A 25093-nucleotide genomic window follows, 5' to 3' on the forward strand; every position below is an offset into this window, starting at 1 on the left:
CGACCTCGATGATTTTACCTAACAGGAAAAATAGCCAACTCGGTATCAGGGTCGAACAAGTGAATTTTGTCATGGGCGATGGCCAACCAAAGCTCCTCGCCAACTCGGATCGATCGCTCAGGAGGAACCCGCACTTGCATCCGCACCGCCGGAGCATCCGTCAAAGAAACCCCCAAATAAGTTTCGTGTCCCAAAGCCTCTACAATTTCCACTTGTACCGAAAGATTTTTGGTAGCCGGAGGGTTAATGCTCAGATGTTCCGGGCGAATGCCCAAAATTAGGCCTCGCCCGTCATATTGTTGTAGACTTTTTGCCCAAATATCGGGTAAAGTAAAGCGAAATTGCGGGTGAGAAATCAACAGCGGAGTACTAAATTCCACCGCCAAAAAATTCATCGGCGGAGAACCGATAAACTCAGCAACAAAAAGATTTGCCGGCTTGTTGTAAAGCTCTAGAGGTCGAGCTACTTGCTGAATCTGACCGACATTCATAATAGCAATTCGATCGCCCATAGTCATCGCCTCAGTTTGGTCGTGAGTCACATAAATAGTTGTAGTTCCCAACTGTCGCTGCAACTGCACAATTTGCGATCGAGTTTCCGCTCTCAATTTTGCATCAAGATTCGATAACGGTTCGTCCATCAAAAAAACTTCAGGATTTCGAGCCATCGCCCTACCCAAAGCTACCCGCTGCTTTTGCCCTCCCGAAAGTTGTTTTGGCAAGCGATTTAAAAGAGATTCTATTTGTAATAATTCAGCTACCTCTCGCACTCGTTTTCCTACAGCCTTTTCCCGTTCCGACAAATAGCGCAAACCCGGAGGCAACTTGCGAGTCGCTCCTCCTAAAAAGTCCTCAAACAAAAGATAAATAAGAGGATTTTTAAAAGAATTAGAAGCTAAATAATTAATAACCTCTTCTACTTTATTGCTGATTCCTTCTGCATTCTGGCTTCTGCCTTCTCTTCCTCCTTCTGCCTTCTGCCTTAGCTCTTCTTCCGTCTTTCGTCTTCCTTCTTCCGTCTTCCGTCTTTCGTCTTCTTTCTTCCTTCTTCCTTCTTCCTTCTTCCTTCTTTCGTCTTTCTCCCTTTCCGAGCGGCGCAATCCAAAGGCGAGATTATCGTAAACTGTTAAGTGAGGATAGAGAGCATAATTTTGAAATACCATAGCGATATCTCGGTCTTTAGGAGGCAAATCGTTAAGGAGCCGATCGCCAACCCAAATATTACCGCCCGTCAAAACTTCCAAACCGGCGATCGATCGCAGCAAAGTGCTTTTTCCGCAGCCAGAAGGCCCCACCAGCACCATGAACTCGCCGTCTTCGACCGTTAGGTTAATGCGCCGCAAAACGCTGTTAGACGAAGGGCGATCGGCCACAGGCGAGACATTTTCTGCGAGGGTGTTTGCTTCTTTTTCCTGTTCTCCTTGGCGGAGAGGAAAACTTTTGTAGATATTTTCTAATACAACTTGCGCCATCAAACAATTTTAGATTTTAGATTTTAGATTTTAGATTGGGCATGGGGCATGGGGCATTGGTAATTGAGATATTCAAGGAAGGAGGAAGTTCGGTAACGAGCAGTGTACAGGATTTAAATGATTTAACGGATGGATGTTGAAGTCAGAAGTCAGATTAATTCCCCAATGCCCAATGCCCAATGCCCAATGACTATTGACTGCTGATAACTTTGATGATTCTTTCACCCGGATTGAGGTCAAAAACTCGATCGCCCGCAGCATCTTTCCCCCAAAAAGCTATAGCATCAATAGTCGATCGCAGCAGGCGGCCAGAATTAGTAAAAAGTTTAACATCCGTACCCGGAACAGCCTGCAGCAAGCCAACTAAAGCATCTTTAGGCTCTGAGAAACGAAAAGCTTGAGTGCCAATTTCGCCCCGGTTAGTAAGTCTGACAGAACCTGCAGGCATTCGTTTTGCCCAACCCAACTCGGAAAATAGTACCAGACTGTCGTCCGGGTCGAGAGTTATGCAACCCACCAACTCTTCCTGCTTCCGCAACCTGGTTACTTGAGAACCCTGGGCCGCGCGGCCCATTGGTGGCAATTGTTCATCATCAATCTCAAACCGGAGGACTCGGCCTCCTGAAGTTGCGATCGCCACTTGCTCGCCTACTTTAGCCAGACTCGCACAGCGCAGCCGATCGTCCTCCTTGAGTTTAACAACAGTAACGCCGCGATTAGTCAAATCAGCAAATTCCTGCATCGCCAAGCGTTTAATTTTCCCTTGCTGAGTCAGAGTTACTAAATCTGCCGCTTCCGAATTTTCCGGCAAAATAAAGTGTGCAACTGTGATTTCCGACAAAGCGCGACCGGCACTTTCTTTAGTAGCACTCGGCGACAACAAACTAACGATCGGCGTTCCCCGGTCTTTGGCGCTACTACTAGGAATATCGGCCACTTTCAGCGGGTAAGCTTTGCCGTTAGGAGTTAAGACGACCAAAGTGCGATCGGTTTTTGTCAGATTTGCAGTCACAATAAAATCTTCATTTTTTTCTAAAGCTGAAACCGATTTTTCGCGACTTTTCGAGCGTGGCTTTTCCCCAGTCGGCAAGCGTCGCACGTACTGCTTGTGCGAAAATTCAACAATAGTTTCCTCTGCCTCTAGAACGGGCAATAAGTTAGGCTGAATCGTTGCCGGCGACAACTGCTTCACCGCAGAATTTTTCTTACCAGCAAATTGTGGTTCGGCGTTTGCTGCGCGTCCGGTTCCATTGGCGAATTTAGTGCGCCGGGGGTCAGCGTACTTGCGTTTGAGCGATCGAAATTCCTTCTTTAAAGCCTTCAAAAGTTCGCGCCTGTCGCTCAACAACCGCTGCAATTCTTGAATATTAGCCATCAACTCATCAAACTCAGACTGCAAATTTTGCCTTTCCAAACCCGTCAGCCTACGCATAGGCATCGCCAAAATCGCATCAGCTTGACTTTCGCTCAAATTGAGGCGAACTTGGAAAGTTTGCTTAGCAGTAGAGCCGTCAGGAGAATTTCTGAGAATGTCGATCGCTGTATCGAGATTTGTCAAAGCCAACATTAAGCCTTCGACAATGTGACATCGGCGTTCCGCAGCCTGCAACTCGTAATTGTAGCGGCGGGTAAGAGTCACTTCCCGGAAATCCAGAAATTCCTGCAACAATTGTCTGAGCGTCAACTGTCGGGGTTGACCGTTGACAATTGCCAGCAAAATCGCCCCAAAATTTGTTTGCAGGTCAGTTTGTTGGTAAAGGCGAGCGAGAACCGCTTCTGGGGTAAATTCCCGCTTGAGTTCAATCACCACTCGAATGCCTTCGCGATCGCTCTCGTCACGCAAATCAGAAATACCGTCGAGGCGGCCAGCATTGACCAACTCCGCCACCTTTTCAATCCAAGCCGCCTTATTTACCTGAAACGGAAACTCCGTCACCACGATCGCCGTTTTAGTACGCACCTTGCGATTACCAGGCACCTCTTCCACCCCGGCCACACCCCTGACCGCAATGCTGCCTCGACCCTTAGTGTAGGCGTCAACAATGCCCTCTGTAGCGACGATTTCCCCTCCGGTTGGAAAATCCGGGCCTGGAATCAGTTCTATCAACTTCTCGTCGGATAGTTCCGGGTTTTCAATCAAAGCAATTAAACCGTCTACCACCTCCCCCAAATTGTGCGGCGGGATATTAGTTGCCATCCCCACAGCAATGCCCGTACAGCCGTTGAGTAACAGAAACGGCAACTGAGCAGGCAGCGCCGTCGGTTCCTGCTGCGAATTGTCAAAGTTTCCAGTAAAATCAACAGTTGCATCGCCGACTTGGGTTAGCATAGCTTCGTGGGCGATCGGCGCTAGCCTCGTTTCCGTATAGCGCATAGCAGCCGCCGGATCGTTGTCCACCGAACCGAAATTGCCGTGACCCGCCAGTAAAGGATAGCGGCTCGAAAACTCCTGAACCATGCGTACCAGAGCGTCGTAAACCGATTGGTCGCCGTGGGGGTGATATTTTCCCAAAACATCTCCAACTACCCGGGCGCACTTACGGTAAGGTCGGTCTGGCGTCAGACCGAGTTCGTGCATCGCATATAAAATTCGACGGTGAACAGGTTTTAAACCGTCGCGGACATCAGGCAAAGCTCGCCCGACGATCACACTCATGGCATATTCGAGGTACGATTGCTGCATCTCGGCGTGCAGAGGCGTAGAAATTACTTGCCCGGAAAGTAGGTTGAGTTGTTTAGCCATGAGTCCTTGTGTCCGTTAATTCCTGAGTGAAAACAGCCTCTGTCAATAATGCCGAGGTTCCCTGTCTCGATTGAAAAGCCTTTGCTGCTGGCGAACCGAAAGTTCGACCCAACCGCCCATTTGAAGAATAAAAATAAACTTAACTTGTGAAAGCAGAATCAGAGTCCCGAAGACGGGCAACACTTGCCTCTTACTCTCCACTCTTACCCTAACCTCTATGTTGCCTTCATTTGCGCCTACCTGTCTATTTACCTTCTGCCGTGAGAAGGTAAATAGACAGGAGAACACGGAATGCCAGAAACTCAGAACGTAGTGAGGCTGTAGCTCTTCCTAGGCAAGCGTCACGAGGGACTTGAGTCCCCGTCAATCTATGATAGAATTTAATTGCAATTAGGAATAACCATCTACACGAAGAAATATTCTATTCAGGAGAAACCCCGGATCGATCTCGTCTCAGTACAGCCGTAGTGTGGATCGAGCAGCAACGGTTGACGATCGAGCTTACCGTATTTTGGCAAGCGTGATGGACTCCGAAAGTATTAAAAAAGAAAAGTAAGCGCAATTGGAATACCCCTGGTAGTGGTAATTGTTCTGAGCGTGTAGAGACGACTGGACGATGAGTGAAGTCCCTGTTTTGGGCTTATTCAACAATAGAGCGTGGCCGTGACTCACTGAGGAAGCATCTGAATGAAAGCACCCAAGCTAGAAATTGGAGGCAGGAAACAGGAGCCAGGAGGAAAGAGGAAGAAAGAAGGGGCCAGAAGAAGTGTTTGTACAAATTATCAGATGCTCCCCTCGCTGAAAGTGTCAAAAATGCCGATATCGATGAATTCATCAGTCAAAAGCTCTCCTGGCGATATCTCCTAGTCGGGCATCCGCTTGATCGAAGAAAGCGTTGATATTTTAAGCCGTTTTGATGGGTTAAAACTGAGAATTAGGAATCTCCAACAATCCCCGCTAGATTCGCTACTTCGACTGCTGTGGCGACGCGAGGAAGGCAATAATTATCACACATTCCCGATTCTAATACCAGTTCAAAAAATAATGCAACTGTAGGCCCGCGATCCAAACTGATATCCAGTCAATCAGTTCCCATATAAAATATAAAATATAAAATCAGAAATGGTAGAAGCCGGAGGCTTGACCGAAAGAAAGGATATTATAAGTCCAGGACGCACGGGTAGTCAGAAACCGGGTTTTTTCATAGCAATAGTTCGTTATAGCCCGCCGAAACGAGCAAAAACCCGGTTGCGAGGCGTCGTCCATGCGTCCTGGATTGTACTAGAAACCTGCTACCTGAGAATCTTGAGACTTTCACCAGTGTCAGGTCTAGTTATAAAAAAGAACTAAACTGTCTGTGTGTAGTAGTCTAAATGATGGTACTGGATGCTTCTAGGCATCTGTAAACCCTCTCACAGCTAGTGGCTCAAGGATATACATACGGGTTTTGCAGGGTTCCCGGCTGATGGCGCTAAAAACTCTGCATTTTTGACGGGGAATCTAGTCCCCGTCTCGTGTTCCTCTTTGGACTAAAGTCACAAAGTTTCTATACTTCCCATATTTATTTATGAAAACCGTTCTGATTGTAGAGGACGATTTGGTTAATGCTCGGGTTTTTTCCAAAATTCTGACTAAGCGGGGGGGCTTAGCCGTGAAGCACACGGAAAATGTTGAAGAGGTGATGCAGATTGCTGCCAACGGCGAAGCTGATTTGATTTTAATGGATGTGTCTCTTTCGCGCAGCGTGTACCAGGGCAAATCTGTTGACGGCATTAAGATTACTCAACTGCTCAAAGCTGACCCGCAAACGGCCTCGCTGCCGATTATTTTGGTGACTGCTCACGCGATGGCTGGTGATAAAGAAACATTTCTGGATCAAAGCGGTGCCGACGGTTACATCTCTAAACCTGTGGTAGACCATCAAGAGTTTGTTAATCAAATCAAGGCTTTGCTACCTGATTGAGTGAACCATACATGAATAAAAAATAAAAAGGGAGAAGGAAAAAGGAAGCAGGAAGAAAGAATTGTTTGTTTGAACCCACAAACAATTAAAACTCTAGAATTACAAAGTTTGCTTAAACTCTGAATCTTCCTTCTTCCTTCTTCCTTTGGATGTCCCGATTACACGATGCTATGAGTTCGCAGCTTGAATTAGTGAGGAAAAATTTGAGATTTTTCAACTCATGAAATCGAAGTGTGCGTTGCGGCGAGGAAGCAACTTATCCTCACCGAGCGCAACGCTCTTCATTCATTCATGCAATCTCAAAACTATGATTAGTCTTCGTCCTCATCGAAGTCAAAACCGATATCATCATCATCATCATCGGGTCCCAAGGCATCATCCTCAGTCTCAGCGACAAAATCGTCTTCATCAACCTCAACTTCCTCAAAATCCTCATCAGGCTCAAGCTCTGACCCGCGCCCGATCTCATAACCGCTCTCGATCGTATAGGCGCGGCGCGCAGTACGGTCATCAAGTACCACATCCTCCTGCAAATCGTGGATGTCGTCATCAAACACAGCACCATCAAAACCCGCATCCTGAACCCCAGCATCCTCATAGGCATTGAACCCAGTACCCGCAGGAATCAGGCGGCCGATAATCACATTTTCCTTGAGCCCGCGCAGCCAGTCAGACTTACCTTCGATCGCAGCCTCAGTCAACACCCGCGTAGTCTCCTGGAACGAAGCAGCGGAAATAAAGCTATCAGTATTCAGCGAAGCCTTAGTAATCCCCAGCAACACCGGAGTATAATCCGCCGGCGCTCCACCAGTAATTGACATCGCCTCATTCACCTGCTCAACCTGCCGCAATTCTACCAACTCGCCGGGGAGCATAGTAGTATCTCCGCCATCTTCCATCCTGACTTTGTTGGTCATCTGGCGGACAATCACCTCGATGTGCTTGTCGGAAATATCTACGCCCTGAGACTGATAAACCGACTGCACCTCATTCACCAAAAACGTCTGCACCTGTTGGAAACTCTCCAAGGCAGCCTCAAAAGTAGACTGCCGCTCCTTGAGCACGTGGAAGAACACCTCCAGAATTTCGTGAGGATTGGCGGGCCCATCGGTCAAAGCTTCGGCGACGCCTACGCGCTGTCCGTCGGAAACGATCGGGTTTTGACCGGGCAACAAAGGATACTCCTCAATCCGGCCATCATCCTCAATCACCGCAAGTTCCACAACATCGTCATCCGTAACCACGCGAGCCGTCCCCGGCCGCTTGGCTAAAATACAAGCTTCCTTCGGCTTCCGTCCTTCAAGAAGTTCCTCGATCCGTGGCAAACCTTGAATGATATCCCCAGTCTTTGCCCGCTCAAACACCAGAATCACCAAATTGTCACCCCGCTGCACCAAGTCGCCGTCGTCTACGTGCAGCACCGCACCGGCCGAAACCCGGTAAGGACGAGCCACCCTGAGCAATAGTTTCGTCGGTTCTGTCTCCGACGCAGGTACAACCTTCACAACTTGGCCGGACTCTTCGAGAACAACCCCCGGAGCTATTTCAGTACCAGCCACCAGCAGTTGCCCCGGACTGACATCCGGCGTACCCGCCACAGAGATCGAAATAGAATCCGCATCTCGCATCACCAACAGTCGGCGCACTGGTTCGCCATGCCCCTCACGGATGCCTCGAACGATACCCGCTTCTTTGCAGAGAATCTCTGTGCGGGCGACTACTGCCCCGGGCGCGATCGACTGCCCATCTTCGACCAACAGCCGCGTGTGGGTGCTGCCTTGAGTAGGATCGGCAGATACGTCCCGCCGAATCACCAGCGATTCCAAAATCACTAACTGCAAGCGGAAAGTCTTGGAAGCTCGATCGCCCCCATCGGCTACTGTCACAGCCAATTCTTGCGACTCCGTACCGTCTTCAGCCGATCCCCAAGCCGGGCCCGAACCATCCGCCCCAAAAGCCATAGCATCGTCCTCATCCGGCAGCAGCTCGATATCCGCCGCCAGTTGCGGAGCTCCGGAACCAATTTCCAAGATAAGCTGAGTCCGCAGCAGTTCCAATCCCTCGACAGACTTGACGCGCTCCCCATCCTTATAAGGAAGTCGCTGCACCGCTTTCAAAGAGATGGACTCATTGAGCGCCGTTTGAGAAGGCACAGGTGGCTTATCCGGCACTGGAAACTCCACTACAGGCCGCAGCAGCAAAGCCGGGCCTTCGGGAGTTTCGATATACTCCGCATAGCCCAACTCTTCGGCAACCAAGCCAGGGAAAATTTCTTGACCGGCGTTGACGATTTGACCTTCCCCAAATGTTAGCGGCGGGCGGTCTACTACATGGAGTGTGCCCGGTTTGATCACAATTTCCCGGAGGATGTCATTTTTCTGAGTGATTTCCACTGCCCCGCTGGTTTGGCAGAAAATATCCTTAACGACTTCTGTACCGGCCTCAACGTACTGGCCATCTTCCACCAGCAGCAGAGAAATATCCTTATTAACCTCGTGGCACTCTTCCGGTATCCAGAGCAGAGTGCCACCTTTGACCACTTCGTAGCCAAGTTTAGCTTTGCCGCGCTTGTGGACTTCCACCCCGCCGTACTTGACAATGCCCCCTGTAGCTGTGCGGTAGCTGTCGTCGAGCAGTTCGGCGACGACTTCCCCGTTGATGACTTTGCTCCCAGGAGCCGTCTTCAGGGAAAACCGCTGCTTAGAAGATGTTTCGATCGTGTAGTGGTCGCGGCCGCCTGCACTTTCGGCCCGCACGACTGCTTGGTCTAGCAGGACTTGGGCGGTGATAATTTCAATTTCTCTGGGGTCAGCGATGCGGACTACGCCGCCGTGTTCGGAGACGAGTTTAGTTTCGGCAATCACGCTTTCGGCCGGAATGCGATCGCCATTTTTCACTGCCGGTTCGGCGCCAGGGGGCAAGTTGTAGACTTCTCCTGAGAGAATCCAAATCAGTCCGCCTTTGCTGGCTGTGCGGGTTGTGTTCCCTTGGCGGTCGGTTTTTTCTTCTGGCACCAAATCAGCAAATTTGGCTTCTCCGGCTAAGTCGGAAGCCACGTCCGTAGTCACTTTTTCAGTGGTTTTGCGGGCGGCGCGACCGACGATCGGCACTTCTGCCAAAACTTGACCGGGAATGGCGCGCTGTCCGTCTTTGACCATCAGAGTAGAACCCTGGACGATCGCCAATTCGATTTTCAGTTTTTGATTTTTGGCGCCGGATTTGCCTTCTTCAAAGCCGTCGCCTTCAAATACAAGTTTGCCGTTGTTTTCTGCCACCAGTGCTTCTTCGCCGTGTCTGGTGCGGAAGGAGCGAGTACGCAAGTTCTTGAATTTCACTACACCGGGGAACGGTGCGCGTTCTTGTTTCGCGACTTCTCCGGTGAATACGCCGCCGGTGTGGAAGGTACGCATGGTGAGCTGGGTTCCGGGTTCCCCGATCGACTGAGCTGCAATAATCCCGATCGCTTCTCCCATGTCCACCATTTTCAAGTGAGCGAGACTCCAGCCGTAGCAGTGCTGGCAAACCGATCGGGTAGATTCACAAGTCAGGGGCGATCGTAAATACACCTCTGCCACCCCAGAATTACCAATTTCCGTCGCCAACTCCTCAGTAATTGGCTGATTTCGGACGGCTTTTTCGCTGCCGTAAGACACGATTTCCCCGGTTTTGGGGTGCACCACATCTTTGGCGAACACCCGCCCTAGCAGCCTGTCCTTGAGGGGAATCAGCACTGTTGCTCCGTCCGTCATCGGCCGTACTCGAATTCCGCGCTGGGTGCCGCAGTCCACTTCCCGCACGATTACGTCTTGGGATACGTCCACCAAACGGCGAGTCAAATAGCCAGAGTCTGCCGTCCGCAGCGCTGTATCTACCAAGCCTTTGCGCGCGCCGTAGGAAGAGATGATGTATTCGGTGACGGTGAGTCCTTCGCGGAAGTTGGTTTTAATTGGCAAGTCGATGATTTCTCCTTGGGGATCAGCCATCAATCCGCGCATTCCGACTAGCTGCCGCACTTGAGAAATGTTTCCCCGCGCCCCGGAGAATGCCATCATGTACACCGAGTTTAGGGGGTCTGTGGCTCGGAAGTTTTTTACTACTTCGTCTTTGAGGTCTTCTGATGTGCTGTTCCAGGTATCGATTACTTTTTGGAACCGTTCGACTTCGGTGATTTCGCCTCTGGTGTATTTTTGTTCGGTGATGCGGATTTCTTCTTCGGCGGCATCGAGGAGCGATCGTTTTGACGGGGGCACTTGCAGGTCGTCTACGCTAATCGAAACTCCCGCTCGTGTCGCAAAGCGGAAACCCAAGTCTTTGAGTTTATCGGCCATTTGCGCTGTACGGGCTGTTCCGTAGTGCATGAAAGACCAAGAGATTAATTTTTTGAGCTGACCTTTGTCAACAACTCGATTGCGAAAAACAATTTCCTTATTTTCTGTCATTTTTCTGAGTAGTGGTAATTGGTAACTTTTACTGCCGTTCGACTTCGGCTACCCTGAGCGAAGCCCAAGGTTTCAGAACTTAGCCGAAGTATTGGTAATTGGTAAGTGGTAATTGATAAGTAGAGCTGCGGGAAAAAACAACAAGCATTTTGTTTGTAGGGGCTGGTTTAGCGTATAAGGAAGAGAGCTAAGCTAGGAGATGAATCGACTCACCTGCCCTTCCCCTAATAAAGTTTATTCGCACCTACCTACTTAATTGGTAATTGGTAACTTTTACTGCCCTTAGACTTTGCTGAGGAACCGCGTCGCTGAAGTATTTGTAAGTAGTAATGGGTGAATTTTCCTGTTTCAATCACTATTATTTGTTAGCGATTATTTCTCAGTTATTACCCATTACCTCTTACCCATTACCTCTTACCCCTTACCTCTTTCTAATTGTTAATTACCGATTCGATGGTTTGGTGATAGATAATCCGGCCCGGGGTAGTGCGAATGAACTGATTGAGAACCTTGCCCTCTCCGTCTTCTCGAACCCGGCGGAACTTGTATTCTTTCGTCACGATACCGTCGGTCGATCGTTCCACCTTCAGCGGTTCTCCCTCGGATTCTGCGTTTTCTATGGCGCCTTGAAACCTCACCCACACATAAGAGTGCAAGTCAACGATTCCTTGTTCGTAAGCTACAACCGCGTCGGTGAGGTTGGAGAAATAGTGACCGGCTCCTTTTTGAGCGTCAGGATTTTCGGCTGTCAAGTAATAGCAACCGAGCACCATATCTTGAGAAGGAGTAACGATCGGTCTTCCTGTTGCCGGCGACATAATGTTGTTAGAAGCCAGCATCAGCAAGCGCGCTTCCGCCTGAGATTCCAGAGACAAAGGCACGTGCACTGCCATTTGGTCGCCGTCAAAGTCAGCGTTAAAAGCCGGACAGACTAGCGGGTGAAGCTGAATTGCCCTCCCGTCCACCAAAATCGGCTCAAAGGCTTGAATCCCCAAACGGTGGAGAGTGGGCGCCCGGTTTAGCATTACCGGGTGTCCTTCAATCACCTCCTGAAGCACGTCCCAAACGCTGGGATCGTTGCGCTGGATCAGTTTTTTGGCAGCTTTGATGTTGTTGACCAATCCTTGGCGGATCAGGCGGTGGATGACGAAAGGCTGGAAAAGTTCGATCGCCATTTCTCTCGGCAAACCGCACTGATGAATTTTCAGTTTCGGCCCCACCACAATCACCGAACGCCCGGAGTAGTCAACCCGTTTCCCCAGCAAGTTTTGCCGGAAGCGACCTTGTTTCCCTTCAATGATGTCCGACAGCGACTTCAGCGGGCGGTTGTTTGCCCCCACCACTGTCCGACCCCGGCGACCGTTGTCAATCAGCGCATCCACAGCTTCTTGCAGCATCCGCTTTTCGTTGCGGATGATAATCTCCGGCGCCAGAATTTCTTGCAGTCTCGCCAAGCGGTTATTGCGGTTGATGACTCTCCGATATAGGTCGTTGAGGTCACTGGTTGCAAAACGCCCGCCGTCTAGCTGCACCATCGGCCGCAAGTCGGGGGGAATCACCGGAATTACATTGAGCACCATCCAATCGGGTTGAGAACCCGTAGCGATGAAGTTGTCAATTACCCGCAAGCGTTTAATTAACTTTGCCCGTTTTTGACCTTTAGCATTAGCAATATCTTCCCGCAACTTTTCCGCTTCACTTTCTAGCGGAATATTTTGCAGCAAAACTTGCAAAGCTTCAGCACCTATGCCTACTTCTACACCCGTCAGTGTGGAATCTTCGCTGTAAAGTTCGTCTTCTATTTCCAGCCAAGCATCTTCTGTGAGCAATTGCTTGTATTGCAGCTTTTCTGCATTACCTGCATTGAGGACAACGTAGGCGTTGAAATACACGATTTGTTCGACATCTCGCAGCGGCATATCTAACAGAATTGCCATGTAACTCGGGATGCCTTTGAGATACCAAACGTGAGCTACGGGAGCCGCTAATTTGATAAATCCCATCCGGTGACGGCGGACGCGAGATTCAGTGACTTCTACACCGCATCTTTCGCAAACAATGCCTCTATGGCGAACTCGTTTGTACTTGCCACAATGACATTCCCAATCTTTTGCAGGCCCAAAAATGCGCTCGCAAAACAAGCCATCCATTTCAGGTTTTAACGTGCGATAATTAATTGTTTCTGGTTTTGTCACCTCGCCAGTTATCTGACCGTTGGGTAAAGTTCTCTCTCCCCACTGTCGAATTCTTTCTGGTGAAGCTAACCCGATCTTTACGTAATCAAAGCGTTGTTCTATTTTTGCCATTCTTGACTCCAATTGATAATTTACAGGCGATTATTTGTGGTTGTTTATCTTTTTTGTTTGCTTGTTTTACGGCTTAAATCAATGTTAGACTCCTCTATATGTGACGTTGTTTTTAATATCAGATATCACACTTGACGATACTCCAAAGTCATCAGCGATTTTAGAGACTGATTCTCTACCTCTAATTCTTTTTCGTACCTCAAGAGCTTGCTCGAAGGTCAATTTGCGATCGAGATATCCACCCATGCGAGGAACTGGAACCTCTTCGCCTGCTTCCTTCCAAGTGACGTGATACTTAATATCGTGTATGGTTTTGCGACCAACACTGTATTCCTGAGCTACATCCTTCACTCTCTCTCCTGCTGCTAGTTTTTGCCGAATTTCTCGCACCTTTTCCCAATCTAATTTGGCATTGGAAAGAGGATGACTTTTTCCTTGAGTGCGTCCTTTCTTAGAAGCATCTAACAAATTTTGAGTGCGAGTACCAGCCCAAAGGTGTTCTGGATTGATGCAACTGGGATTATCGCAGGTATGACAAGCATCCATCGAAGTCGGAAGTTCATATCCTAATTTCTCGGCTAAAACAGCACGGGTAACTGATTTTAATTTCCCATTTTTCCAGTATCTGCCATAACCTTGACCATCCTTTCCACCTAAGAAAATGATGCAGCCGCTGTCTTGAATTTCTCCTAAAAAATTGGGTGAAACTGTAGTGAAGTTATCGGGAATATTTGTCTGAAGTATCTTAGTAATAGTTTCATGTTGTACTCCATACTCTTTTGCTAGGTGGTTCTTGATGGTTCCAGATAAATATTGAGTCTGAATTTCCCGTAGTTGTGCGATCGACAATATGCCAATACCGGGAATACTTTTGCGTCTGGGAGTTTTGCGATCGCGCCCAATCATCTGCCCGGTATTCTCAGCAGCAGTACCTACTACCAGATGTGCCGGGTTGATGCAGCTTCGATTGTCGCAGGTATGGCAACCAAAATAACCGGAACCGAGGAACCCTGCTATTTTTGATTCGAGGACTAACCGGTGGACTAAAACCGTTTTGCCATCGATCCACTTGCGCCCGTAACCGTTGCCAAACTTGCTCCCTTGCCAATTAATACAGCCCGTCGCCCGGTCAACTTCTCCTTGAATTCCTGGGACAACTGTTACAATATTCATGTTCAGCGTCTCTCCTGTTTAGAGCGTTGATTCGCCTCAGCAGTGTTCGTACCACTGCTGAGGCATTTTAATTTGAGATTGTCGATTAAAGATTAAAGAATTGAATGCTGTCAAAAAATCTTTAATCTTTAATCTCTAATCTTTAATGCCTAATCCTCGTCAAGTTCGTCACGAGAAAGCGATTCGTAAGTAGGCCGGGAGGGCGATCGCTTGCCCCCAGCATCTGCCATCAAATCCACCTCAACGTGCTCGCTGCCCTCGTCGGACGTATTCACCTTGTGCACGGCAATATCCAAGCACAAAGACTGCAACTCCCGCATCAGCACCTTGAAAGATTCCGGCGTACCGGGGCGCGGAATAGCTTTGCCTTTGACGATCGCATTCAGCGCTTCATTCCGCCCCTGCATATCGTCCGACTTCACAGTCAGCAACTCTTGCAAAGTATAAGCTGCGCCGAACGCTTCCAGGGCCCAGACTTCCATTTCTCCGAACCGCTGACCCCCCTGCTGCGCTTTGCCGCCCAAAGGCTGCTGCGTTACCAGCGAGTAAGGGCCTGTGCTGCGGGCGTGGATCTTATCGTCTACCAAGTGAACCAGTTTCAGCATATAGGCGATGCCGACTGTGATTGGGCGATCGAACGGTTCCCCAGTTCGGCCATCGTAGACAATAGTCTTGCCGGGGTGCTTTTCGTTAAATACCCAAGGCTTGCCGGTTTTTTCCCTGGCTTCCTGCAGCTTGCCGTGTACGGTTTCCCGCGACTTTTCAGCGCCGTGCATTTCATCAAAAGGCACCATCTTGAACCGCATCGACAGATTTTCGCCGGCCCATCCCAGCAAGCACTCAAAAATCTGACCCACGTTCATCCGCGACGGTACGCCCAAGGGATTGAGCACTATGTCAACGGGAGTCCCGTCGGGCAAATAAGGCATATCCTCCATCGGCAGAATCCGGGACACAATACCCTTATTTCCGTGGCGGCCGGCCATTTTGTCGCCGACTTGAATCTTCCGCTTTTGAGCCACGTAGACGCGGACGACCATGTTGGCGCCAGGGGGCAGTTCATCGCCCTGTTCGCGGGTAAACACCCGCACGTCCACCACGCGGCCTTTTTCGCCGTTAGGGACGCGGAGGGAATTGTCGCGCACGTCGCGGGCTTTTTCGCCGAAGATTGCCCTCAGCAGTTTTTCTTCCGGCGGTTGGTCGGATTCGCCTTTGGGGGTGACTTTGCCGACTAGGATGTCGCTGGCTTCTACCCAAGCACCTTTGCGGATAATCCCCTGTTCGTCTAACTGGCGCAGCGCGTCTTCGCCCACGTTAGGAATTTCGCGGGTGATTTCTTCAGGGCCGAGTTTGGTTTGTCGGGCTTCGATTTCGTATTTTTCAATGTGGATCGATGTGTAAACATCTTCGTACACCAAACGCTCGCTAATTAGCATCGCGTCTTCGTAGTTGTAGCCTTCCCAAGGCATATAAGCTACGAGGATGTTGTGACCCAGAGCGAGTTCTGCCCCTTCGGTGGAGGAACCGTCGGCGAGAACTTGACCTGCTACGACGCGATCGCCCTCATAAATCAGCGGACGCTGGTTTAAACAAGTATCCTGGTTAGAACGCTGATATTTTTGCAGTTCATGTTCGATGCAGCCAGCATATTTTTGCTTCCAAACCGAGGGCTGTTTGACTTTGAGATCGTCGTATTCCTTAATCAGGAAATGTTCTTCACTGGAATTCGATTCGGCATCTACAGCCAGGGGTTTGACAATAATCCGGGTAGCGTCGATGTAAATCACCTCGCCGTCGATCCGGGAAACCACAACCATCCCGGAATCTCGCGCCGCCTGAGCTTCCAAGCCGGTACCGACGAGGGGCCGTTCTGGTTTCAGTAGCGGCACAGCTTGCCGCTGCATATTCGAGCCCATCAGAGCTCGGTTGGCGTCGTCGTGTTCCAGGAACGGAATCAGGGATGTGGCGACGGAGACGATTTGCACGGGCGAAATCGCCATGTAGTCCACCTGCATCGGAGTGGTGGTAGTAAACTCTTGGCGGTAGCGGACGGCTACGGTTTCGCCCAAGAGGTTGTTGTTTTCGTCGAGGCTGATGTCTCCGGGCGCGACGCGCAAATCGTCTTCTTCGTCGGCCGTCATGTAAACAGGGGCTTTGTCGCGCAGCACCCGTCCTTTTTCTACTGGATAAAAAGGAGTTTCAATGAAGCCGTAGGGGTTGACGCGGGCGTGGGTTGCCAAGGAACCGATCAGACCGGCGTTGGGGCCTTCTGGTGTTTCGATCGGGCAAATCCGGCCGTAGTGGGACGGGTGAATGTCCCGTACTGCAAACCCGGCGCGTTCCCGAGTCAGACCTCCAGGGCCCAAGGCGGAAAGCCGACGTTTGTGCGTCAGTTCTGCCAGAGGGTTGGTTTGATCCATGAACTGCGATAGCTGGGAGGAACCGAAGAATTCCTTGATTGCTGCTACCAGCGGTTTGGGGTTTACCAGAGAAGCGGGGCTAAGGGAGTCGGCGTCGGAGACGGTCATTCTTTCGCGGATGATCCGTTCCAAGCGGTTGAGTCCGACTCGGACTTGGTTTTGCAGCAGTTCTCCGACACTGCGGACGCGACGGTTGCCTAAGTGGTCGATGTCGTCGGTGGAACCGATGTCGAATTCGAGGTTAATTAAGTAGTCGATCGCCGTCAAAATATCTTGCGATGTCAACACCCGCATTGTATCGGGGACTGTCAAGCGCAATTTTTTGTTGAGTTTGTAGCGGCCCACTCGGCCCAAATCGTAGCGTTTGGGGTCGAAAAAGCGCGAGTTGAGGAGCTGTTCGCCCCCCGCCACGGTGGGGGGTTCACCTGGACGGAGTTTGCGGTAGAGCTCCATCAAAGCTTCTTCTTCGCCGAATTGTCCTTCTTTCTCGATCGTCTTTTGGAAGTATTCCGGGTGCCGCAGGGAGTCGTAGATTTCGCCGTCTGTGAGTCCAAGGGCTTTGAGCAGCACCTGAGCCGATAGTTTGCGGGTTTTATCGATTCTGACCCAGACTAAATCGTTTTTGTCTGTCTCAAATTTCAGCCAAGCGCCGCGGTTGGGGATCAGACTGGCGTTATAGGAACGGCGACCGTTTTTGTCGGTTTCTGATTTGTAGTAGACGCCGGGGGAACGCACGATTTGGTTGACAATTACCCGTTCGGCGCCGTTGATGATGAATGTGCCGCGCTCGGTCATCAAGGGCAAGTCGCCGATGAAGACTTCTTGTTCTTTGATTTCCCCTGTTTCTTTGTTAATCAGCCGGGTGGGGACGTACATTTGCACCGAGTAGGTGCTGTCCCTGCGTTTGGCTTCGTCCACATCATATTTTGGGCGCTTGAGTTTGAAGTCTTTGCCCATGAAGTGGAGTTCCAGCTTGCCCGTGTAGTCTGTAATCGGGGAGAAGCTGTCGAGTTCTTCGATCAGCCCGGCTTCTAGAAACCAGCGAAAACTTGCCCGCTGGATTTCGATCAAATCGGGCAAGGTGAAGGCGAATTCTGTGTAATCTTTAGTCGTCATGGGGGTCCTTTTTCCGCAGTGGCTCTAGCTTTTTACATGGCGCCAAGGCTGGGCTTTTTTACCTTGTTGCGTTTTTTTGATGGATTGTGTGAGAGAATTTATATGATGTTTTCGATCGCCTGCCAACTGCTGCAACGGTTATTTTTGCTTGTGGCTCGCAGTATTTTTGTGCGGATTTTAGTTTCGATCGAGATGCTTTTAGCTCTGATCTCGTGGTATCCCAGGGTGAATTCCCTACACTTTTGACTCCTAAAATTGACTTGACAGCTATTGCCAAATTGCTGAGGTTCCAAGTTTCTTCTGATGTGTAAGTTTGAGTGTGTAAGTTTGAGGTATTGCCTGAAGTTTTGACCGATCCCGAAGTTTAGCGTACTCGCGTTGTGTTGGCAGTTCCCGGGCGACATCGCAGGATCGGATACTAAGCCAACGCCCGATCGGTCGGTTCTTTTTATTATAGGACGCAAATCCGATCGCAACAGCCAATGCCAAAAGAATCTCCAATAAAGGATGAATCCGGTTTTTCTGGCAGGATAGAAATGGAATTGTCCCTATCGCTAGGTCCTAAATCGACCTGTTTTCCTCGTTTCTTTGTTCTGCTATACCTAAACTGAAAAACCGAATAGCTGACAGGCATTTTTGGTTGTCTGCTGGGACAAAGTTAAGAGAGAAACTCCTCTCAATTTAGCAACTTGCTCGGCTACGTAGTAGACATAGGCTGGTTCGTTGCGTTTTCCCCGCTGGGGTACGGGGGCGAGAAAAGGGCAATCGGTCTCGACTAGGATGCGATCGCTATTTACCATACAAGCTGATTCTTGTATTTGCAAGGCTTTTTTAAAGGTGACTGTGCCGCTAAAACTGATGTAGAAACCTAGGTCTAAAAACCACTGGGTTTCTTCGGGTGTGCCTCCCCAGCAGTGCATGACCCCGCGCACTGGCCCGCGTGTTTGCCAAAAGTTCCTCAGCATTTCGGCCATTGGGGCGGCGGCGTCGCGACAGTGGATAATGACTGGTTTGTCAAGTTCCTGGGCGATTGCAAGCTGTGCCTCAAACACTTTAAACTGGTGTTCTCGATCGTCAGCTTTATAAAAGTCCAGTCCGGTTTCGCCGATCGCCACTACCCTAGAGTCCGAACTTGCTAATTCCCTAATCTGGCTCGCAGTCTCGTCTTTCCACTTGTCCGCATCTAGGGGGTGGAGTCCAACCGCAAACGAGACTTCTGCAAACTGATTGGCGATTGCTTGGATGCCGGCAAACTCTTCTGGCTCTACACAAGAATGAACCAGCCGAACTACACCAGCTTCGCGCCAGCGTTCTCGAATGGCTTCTAACTCAGATTTGTAGGTTTCAAAGTTGATATGAACGTGAGTGTCGATGAGCTGCATGGGGGAAGCAGATTAGAGGTGATACGGGAGAGTCCTAGTGGGATAGGGCGAGGGGGGAGTGAGAGAGTCGGGGAGTGGGAGTGGGAGAGAGTGTGTGGGAAAAATCTTCCGTCTTCTTTCTTCCTGCTTCCTGCTTCACGCTTGACTTCTTCTCGCTTGACTTCTTCCCTCAACATCCATCCCTTCAATCTTGTACACTGCTTCGTTGCCGAACTTTCTGCTTCCTTAAGATGCTACCGAGGATGTTTCGTGCGGCTTGAGGGTTCTTGCCAAGCGGGACTTTTTGCGAGCGCCGTTGTTGCGGTGGAGTACACCTTTTTTGACAGCTTTGTCAATTTTGCTGTAGGCCTCAGACATTCGCTGCTGGACTTCTTGCATTAATTCCGGGCTCGGAGCTGCGGCGTACTTGTCTACGGCAGCGAAATACTTCTTCATCAAAGTTTTGACCGCTGACTTGTAAGATTTGTTGTACAAGCGGTTACGTTCGGCGATTTTGACTCGTTTGACGGCGGACTTAATATTTGCCATAGTTCAGTTGCTGGAAGTAGGTATTCATTGATACACCCTAGTCTCAAGACAGTCCCAAGAGACGGGGATTTTGAAGGACAACCTTTTCGGGATCGAACCGCAAAAAGCTTGATTTTTAATGGCGGAGTGAGATAGCCACTTTCCATTCGCTCAGATTGACGCTCAGATTGAGCTGAGTCTGTGGCTACTTTTTGGCGACGCCCGCGCAATAATTTTTTATTGACTCATTTAACTGCCTGTTTTTTACCCCTGACAATACCCAAAGGTATGACACGGGTGTTACAGAGGCGTTTTGCGGTGTTTCCACCGTCACGAGTTAAAGTCACGGTTTCTTGCGCGCAATTTTCAAGTATACAATAATTTGGCGTTTTTTTATAAAAAAATTATCAGGTGTTGGAAAAACTAATATAGCACCTATTCTGCTTAAAATCCAATTCTCTGAAAAATCCAAGTTAAGCTATAACAAAGAATACGGGTGATTTGGGCTTCGGCAAGAAGCACTTACCGAAGGTAGAAGGTAAAAAGCTGAAGGTAGAAGGTAAAAGACAGCCGGATCAGAAGGTAGAAGCTAGAAGGCAGAATCAAAATTATTCCGCTCGAACACTCTCCCTCTCGGATATTATCGGGGTCGGACACTCTCCCCCTCTGCGTTCCAACCCTCTCCCTCCGCACCTGGTTCTCTGGCGGGCAATTCCTAGAGAAGGTGGTGACTTGTCCTCAGTGTTGCAAAATCCTCGACAGAGATTTAAACGCGGCACTGAAGCCTTGGAAAATGCCGCGACTCTCGCGGTTGAAGCTTGTGGACGGGTGGTGGCCTACTTCTCTAGGAGATCCCCACAAAAATCCCCAATTGTCAAGCAAATGTTAGTGAAGTTATAGACGGCATTCCTAATCTCCATGCTGCGAATCATTACTCAGTGGGTTGAGGCACAAGCTGAACTGCGACGGATCTGCGATCGCACCCATGACGAACTTGTCGTTCACAAAGAAGCCACCGTGCGGGAGGTGCTGCAAGCTGTAAGGCGCAGAGGCGATCAGGCTGTGCTGCACTACACTGCTGAATTTGACCGCATGACCCTAAATGTGGAAGATTTACGGGTGAGCGGCGCCGAATTGGATGCTGCTTACCAGCAGGTGTCGAAAGAATTATTAAATGCCATCCGCACAGCTTGCAAACAGGTAGAGGCGTTTCACCGACAGCGCGTACCCAAGTCTTGGGTGCAGTTTGGCGATGACGAGATTGTTTTGGGCAAGCGCTACACGCCGGTCGATCGAGCGGGAATCTACATTCCTGGGGGTCAGGCGTCCTATCCGAGCTCGGTGATCATGAATGCGGTTCCTGCGAAGGTCGCCAAGGTGCCGAGACTGGTGATGTGTACTCCCCCCGGACAGGAGAAGAAAATGAATCCTGCGGTGCTGGTAGCGGCTCAGGAAGCGGGAGTTGATGAGATTTATCGCGTAGGCGGGGCGCAGGCGATCGCGGCTTTGGCCTACGGTACGGAAACTATTCCGAAGGTGGATTTAATTACTGGGCCGGGGAATATTTACGTCACCCTAGCTAAAAAACTGGTTTACGGGACTGTGGGGATCGATTCTCTGGCTGGCCCGTCGGAGGTGCTGATTATTGCGGATGGTTCGGCGAATCCCGTGCACGTGGCTGCGGATATGTTGGCTCAAGCTGAGCACGATTCGATGGCGTCGGCAATTTTGCTGACGGCGGATTCGGTGCTGGCTAGGAAGGTGGTGGCTGAGGTAGACAGACAGTTGGCAAATCACCCGCGCCGAACTTTAACAGAAAAGGCGATCGTCAACTATGGTTTAGTCGTGGTAGTGGACTCGCTCAAAGCTGCGGCGGAACTCTCTAACGAGTTTGCGCCCGAACACTTGGAATTGCAAGTTGCAGATCCTTGGGCTTTGCTGGACCAAATTCGCCACGCTGGGGCGATTTTCTTGGGCTGCTCGACGCCGGAAGCTGTAGGTGATTATTTGGCTGGCCCGAATCACACTTTGCCGACTTCAGGGGCTCCGCGCTATGCGTCGCCGCTGGGTGTCGAAACTTTTATGAAGCATTCGAGTTTGATTCAATATTCACCGGCTGCACTTAAGAAGGTGAGTAGGGCGATTAATGTTTTGGCCCAAGCAGAGGGGCTTCCTTCTCACGCTGATTCGGTGCGGCTGCGGACTGAAAAAGAGGGAGAGGGTGAGTTTTAGATGGTAGATTTAAGTAGATGATCGGCAAAATACATAGGTAGTCAAAAGCGAGTGAAATGCAATGAAAGGAAGCAATTCTCTTGCGATTATGGTAGCTTTACATTCTGTGACAAGCGGTCCAGTTTATTTGCACCTACCTACTTACGAACTGCGGGCTTAAGAAACCCGGTTTCTTCAAGAATCTTGCTTAAATGACGCAATTCGGTTAGGAAACCGGGTTTCTGGGTAGGTAATAATTATGTTGGTGGGAAGCGAAAATTGGGGAAAGTAGGCGACAATCAACTAAAAATTTAAAGTCTAAATATCTGAGATTTAAAGGTGCATGGTATTGAATACTGTTTTGGTAGCGATCGACAATTCAGAGCTTGCAGAACGGGTTTTGCAAGTTGTAGGGCAATTTCAGCTAGAACCGACGGCAAAGGTGATTCTAGTTCATGTTGTGAGTTCTGGTACGTCGGATTTTGACGCGGTTGTCGATCGACCTCACGCTCAGGGAGTTGAGATTGCTTACCGAGAGGTGGAGAAGTTACTGCAATCTTATCAGGAAAAGTTGCCTTGCCAAAGCGATTTAGAAATTGTGTCCGGGGATCCAGCAGAGGAAATTTTGCGTTTGGCTAATATTTATAAAGCGGATTTAATTGCGATCGGCTGTCGGGGTTTGACTGGTTTAAAGCGGATTTTGGAGGGTTCTGTGAGTGCGGAGGTTGTGGCTGAGGCTCCTTGTTCGGTGTTGGTGGTGCGCGCCAAGTAAGGGAGAAAACCGCATAACCGCTGCAATGGGTAGAGTAGATATCAACCCAATTGCTGGAATCCCTTACTGTGCAAGTTCTGCTCGATATGGTGCATTTCCTTCATCTCCTCACCAGCAACTATCCCGTAAATTTCCGTGTAGATTTTCCCGTATTTAACCTTCTCTAAAGCTGACAAGATTATCAAGTCCTTGCGATCGAGTTCGGGTTTCAGGGTGACAAGAATCGATTCCAAAGTCCCATCCATTCGCCAGTCACTGGAATATTTAGCCACCTCCTTTCCCAGCCCCAGTAAGGTATGGCGCTGCAAGCAAAGCGGAGTCGAGCCATTAACTCGGAAATTGGCATCAATGGCATACAACTGTCCTTCAGAGTCTTCCAGCACGTCGAAGCCAATAACGCCGAAATAACCCTGTTGGTGAGCATATTTACCAATAGCGGCAATCATCTCAAAAAACCTACTCATGTCGGTTTCGCGGTAGTGAATTAGTCCCCCTAAATAGCTGCCCTCTGGGGTGACAAGCTGGCTGGTAGTGCCGATAAGCGTGATATTTCCCGTTTTGCTTACATAGAACTGCACGCAATAGTTCTGCACTTCATTCTTGACGAATTCCGAGACAATAATCGTATCCAGCAACTTGATATCAAGATATTTCCTCACTTCCTGCAAGCAGTAGTTCAGATCGCTGGCGCTTTTGATAATATAAGTGCCTTCTCCAGAAAGCCCGTGGGATGCTTTAATCAAGTAGGGGAATTGCTCTGGTAACTGAATGCTTTCGAGATTGACTTCGTGCAGATTGTAGGTTTGGTATTTCGGACATTGCACGCCTAATTCTGCTAGCGTTGCTTTGCTGAGCAAGTGGTAGTGGATGTCGGGATGGACGGCGTGTTTTTCGGGTTTGAGATTGTCGAAGGGAAATAGAGTCAGGAGTTTGTCAAAGCGATCGCTTATACTGATATCTTCGAGATAAGTTGAGCAGTCTATCATCTCCATATTGCTGTTGCTGAAGCCCAAATGCTCCCGCCAATAGTCAATCAGCGAGTTCGGCGGCTGATTAATCACAATTCCTGGGATGGCATCGCCTAACACAGCCAGATTTTTCCAAGGTTCCTTCTGGCCAATCTTGTCGAAAGAAGTTTTGGTGGCTTCACTGCTGCCGTCTTGAATAAAGTATTTTTTCCTGTTGGGGTAAGCAGCCCAACTCGCAGTTGCAGGGTAATTTAGGATGAACGCATAACGTGCATCTGTGATGTCTGGAGCAAACAAATGGGAAAGAGAATTACCCTGAAAGTAAGGAAAGTCGTATGTTGAGTTCATAGAAACATCCAAGTCGAGTTTGAATTGAAATGTTTTCCCGGCCACTAAGTAGCTCGACATAATTAAAAGTAGGGTGGGCAATGCCCGCCCTACAAATCGAAAAAGTGTTTATCTATGTCCAGCTACTTAATACCTAGGAAACAAGATATTAGTTGCGGAATTTTAACTCTCTCCAACTAGAGAGAATGCAACCTCAATAATTTCAGCGATGGACGAGTTGTTTTTTCTTAGTAAACACAGCCACCTTGTCCATTTGTGAAGTTCTATAAGCACAAGCCATGTCCGTTGAGTTATGCGCCCAGCCAACCCGCCCTTGAGGGTCTATGAGGATGCACCCAGCTTCTCCTGCCACCTTAGATGCCAGAGTCTCAATTGCCATCTGCGCTGCTTCGTCTGGGTGCTTGCCGGACGCTAGAATGTCGATCGCCGTCTTAGCCAGAACTACTGGTATAATCGACTCGCCATCGCCTGTGGTCGAGCAACCGCCCTGTTGACTGTCAGCAAACAACCCTGAGCCGATAATGGCGCTATCGCCGACGCGACCGGCGGGTTTATTCATAGTGCCGCCTGTTGAGGTACCGGCAACTAAGGTGCCGCTGCTATCTAAAGCTACACAACCAACGGTATTGGGGCGGTCAATAACTTCTTTTTCCTCCTCCCACTCTTCCTGTTGCTCATCAGCGATTAAGTCTTCTTTTGTACACATCTCGGCTCCATTTTCTGCAGCAAAATGTTGTGCGCGATCCGCTACTAAGAACATGGGTTTTTTATCCATAATCTTTCGCGCCACGGAGATGGGATGGCATACGCCTTGAACATTTGCCAGGACTCCCCAAGCTAATGAACGGCCTTCCATCATCGCTGCGTCTAGCTCTACTTCTCCCTTACTGTTGAGAACCGATCCATAGCCTGCGTTAAATGTCTGGTCAGCTTCCAGAACCCGGATAGCTGCCTCAACAGCTTCTGCTGCTGTACCCCCCCTTGCGAGCACTGCCCAACCAGCTTCTGCGGCTGCGGTACACCCTGCATTGTTGGCTGCAACCTTGTCTTCTGTAATGGTTTTTGCTCCACCGTGAACAATAATACTCAATACCATAAGCTTCCTTTTTTTAATCTTAAGCTCTACTTAAAAATTCTTTATATCATTCGTTATATCAATCAATTTATTATAAGCAATTTTTAAGTAGTTTCTTTGATGCTATAGCGATCGCAAATGATTTGTAAATCATAAATCATGTATAATGAGGGAGGTGGATCTAAGTAGAAGTTAAGA

Annotated in this window: 14 protein-coding genes; 4 read left to right on the forward strand and 10 right to left on the reverse strand. The window is 49.4% G+C overall.

The genetic code is table 11. From position 1 onward, the window contains the following. Nucleotides 1-14: 14 nt before the first annotated feature. A complete protein-coding gene (locus tag QUA33_RS10970) occupies nt 15-1472 on the reverse strand; it encodes an ATP-binding cassette domain-containing protein (protein ID WP_333148619.1) in 1458 nt (485 codons plus the stop codon). Nucleotides 1473-1662: 190 nt separating this feature from the next. Further along, the gene (locus QUA33_RS10975) at nt 1663-4215 is read right to left on the reverse strand and encodes a DNA topoisomerase (ATP-hydrolyzing) (RefSeq protein ID WP_333148620.1); all 2553 of its coding nucleotides are present in this window, start codon (nt 4213-4215) and stop codon (nt 1663-1665) included. A gap of 1567 nt (nt 4216-5782) precedes the next feature. On the opposite strand from QUA33_RS10975, the gene QUA33_RS10980 reads away from it, so the two are divergent. Next, the gene (locus QUA33_RS10980) at nt 5783-6178 is read left to right on the forward strand and encodes a response regulator (RefSeq protein ID WP_006632892.1); all 396 of its coding nucleotides are present in this window, start codon (nt 5783-5785) and stop codon (nt 6176-6178) included. A gap of 311 nt (nt 6179-6489) precedes the next feature. On the opposite strand, the gene QUA33_RS10985 is transcribed toward QUA33_RS10980, so the two are convergent. From QUA33_RS10985 to rpoB, 4 genes are all read right to left on the reverse strand, one after another. Next, complete coding sequence (locus tag QUA33_RS10985; RefSeq protein WP_333148621.1) at nt 6490-10617, reverse strand: DNA-directed RNA polymerase subunit beta''; 4128 nt, start codon at nt 10615-10617, stop codon at nt 6490-6492. A gap of 431 nt (nt 10618-11048) precedes the next feature. Beyond that, a complete protein-coding gene (locus tag QUA33_RS10990) occupies nt 11049-12923 on the reverse strand; it encodes a DNA-directed RNA polymerase subunit gamma (RefSeq protein ID WP_333148622.1) in 1875 nt (624 codons plus the stop codon). Between the two features lie 84 nt (nt 12924-13007). Then, nucleotides 13008-14096, reverse strand: a complete 1089-nt coding sequence (locus QUA33_RS10995; protein WP_333148623.1) for an HNH endonuclease — start codon at nt 14094-14096, stop codon at nt 13008-13010. A gap of 149 nt (nt 14097-14245) precedes the next feature. After that, nucleotides 14246-17632, reverse strand: coding sequence for a DNA-directed RNA polymerase subunit beta (gene rpoB, locus QUA33_RS11000; protein WP_333041547.1), 3387 nt, complete (start codon nt 17630-17632; stop codon nt 14246-14248). Between the two features lie 102 nt (nt 17633-17734). Here rpoB and QUA33_RS11005 point away from each other — a divergent pair, with 102 nt between their 5' ends. Next, nucleotides 17735-17878 (forward strand): hypothetical protein, encoded by a 144-nt coding sequence (locus tag QUA33_RS11005; protein WP_333148624.1) that lies wholly within the window; start codon nt 17735-17737, stop codon nt 17876-17878. Between the two features lie 356 nt (nt 17879-18234). Here the strand turns inward: QUA33_RS11005 and QUA33_RS11010 are convergent, their stop codons facing one another. Continuing rightward, entirely contained in the window at nt 18235-19014 is a 780-nt protein-coding gene (locus tag QUA33_RS11010; protein ID WP_333148625.1) for a TatD family hydrolase, read from the reverse strand. 225 nt (nt 19015-19239) lie between these two features. Continuing rightward, nucleotides 19240-19542, reverse strand: a complete 303-nt coding sequence (rpsT, locus tag QUA33_RS11015; RefSeq protein WP_333066838.1) for a 30S ribosomal protein S20 — start codon at nt 19540-19542, stop codon at nt 19240-19242. A gap of 897 nt (nt 19543-20439) precedes the next feature. Between rpsT and hisD the strand changes: the two genes are divergently transcribed. Further along, nucleotides 20440-21753: a histidinol dehydrogenase gene (hisD, locus tag QUA33_RS11020; RefSeq protein ID WP_333148626.1), complete on the forward strand. Its 1314-nt coding sequence runs from the start codon at nt 20440-20442 to the stop codon at nt 21751-21753. A 322-nt stretch (nt 21754-22075) separates the two neighbouring features. Beyond that, nucleotides 22076-22504, forward strand: coding sequence for a universal stress protein (locus tag QUA33_RS11025; RefSeq protein ID WP_333148627.1), 429 nt, complete (start codon nt 22076-22078; stop codon nt 22502-22504). Nucleotides 22505-22545: 41 nt separating this feature from the next. Here the strand turns inward: QUA33_RS11025 and QUA33_RS11030 are convergent, their stop codons facing one another. Both QUA33_RS11030 and QUA33_RS11035 read right to left on the reverse strand, forming a co-directional pair. Continuing rightward, on the reverse strand, nt 22546-23820 hold the full coding sequence (locus tag QUA33_RS11030; RefSeq protein ID WP_333148628.1) for a carbamoylphosphate synthase large subunit: 1275 nt from the start codon (nt 23818-23820) through the stop codon (nt 22546-22548). A gap of 202 nt (nt 23821-24022) precedes the next feature. Further along, entirely contained in the window at nt 24023-24916 is an 894-nt protein-coding gene (locus tag QUA33_RS11035) for an isoaspartyl peptidase/L-asparaginase family protein (protein WP_333148629.1), read from the reverse strand. Nucleotides 24917-25093: the final 177 nt, after the last annotated feature.

This window comes from Microcoleus sp. Pol14D4, from assembly GCF_036701245.1.
Taxonomy (GTDB): Bacteria; Cyanobacteriota; Cyanobacteriia; order Cyanobacteriales; family Microcoleaceae; genus Microcoleus.

Bases quoted from the DNA above. Each gene is read 5' to 3' on its own strand.
- QUA33_RS11025 (WP_333148627.1), top strand. From the start codon at position 22,076: ATGGTATTGAATACTGTTTTGGTAGCGATCGACAATTCAGAGCTTGCA.
- hisD (WP_333148626.1), top strand. From the start codon at position 20,440: ATGCTGCGAATCATTACTCAGTGGGTTGAGGCACAAGCTGAACTGCGA.
- QUA33_RS11005 (WP_333148624.1), top strand. From the start codon at position 17,735: ATGATGTTTTCGATCGCCTGCCAACTGCTGCAACGGTTATTTTTGCTT.
- QUA33_RS10975 (WP_333148620.1), bottom strand. From the start codon at position 4,215: ATGGCTAAACAACTCAACCTACTTTCCGGGCAAGTAATTTCTACGCCT.
- QUA33_RS10980 (WP_006632892.1), top strand. From the start codon at position 5,783: ATGAAAACCGTTCTGATTGTAGAGGACGATTTGGTTAATGCTCGGGTT.
- QUA33_RS11030 (WP_333148628.1), bottom strand. From the start codon at position 23,820: ATGAACTCAACATACGACTTTCCTTACTTTCAGGGTAATTCTCTTTCC.
- QUA33_RS10990 (WP_333148622.1), bottom strand. From the start codon at position 12,923: ATGGCAAAAATAGAACAACGCTTTGATTACGTAAAGATCGGGTTAGCT.
- QUA33_RS11010 (WP_333148625.1), bottom strand. From the start codon at position 19,014: ATGCAGCTCATCGACACTCACGTTCATATCAACTTTGAAACCTACAAA.
- rpoB (WP_333041547.1), bottom strand. From the start codon at position 17,632: ATGACGACTAAAGATTACACAGAATTCGCCTTCACCTTGCCCGATTTG.
- QUA33_RS10985 (WP_333148621.1), bottom strand. From the start codon at position 10,617: ATGACAGAAAATAAGGAAATTGTTTTTCGCAATCGAGTTGTTGACAAA.
- QUA33_RS10970 (WP_333148619.1), bottom strand. From the start codon at position 1,472: ATGGCGCAAGTTGTATTAGAAAATATCTACAAAAGTTTTCCTCTCCGC.
- QUA33_RS11035 (WP_333148629.1), bottom strand. From the start codon at position 24,916: ATGGTATTGAGTATTATTGTTCACGGTGGAGCAAAAACCATTACAGAA.
- QUA33_RS10995 (WP_333148623.1), bottom strand. From the start codon at position 14,096: ATGAATATTGTAACAGTTGTCCCAGGAATTCAAGGAGAAGTTGACCGG.
- rpsT (WP_333066838.1), bottom strand. From the start codon at position 19,542: ATGGCAAATATTAAGTCCGCCGTCAAACGAGTCAAAATCGCCGAACGT.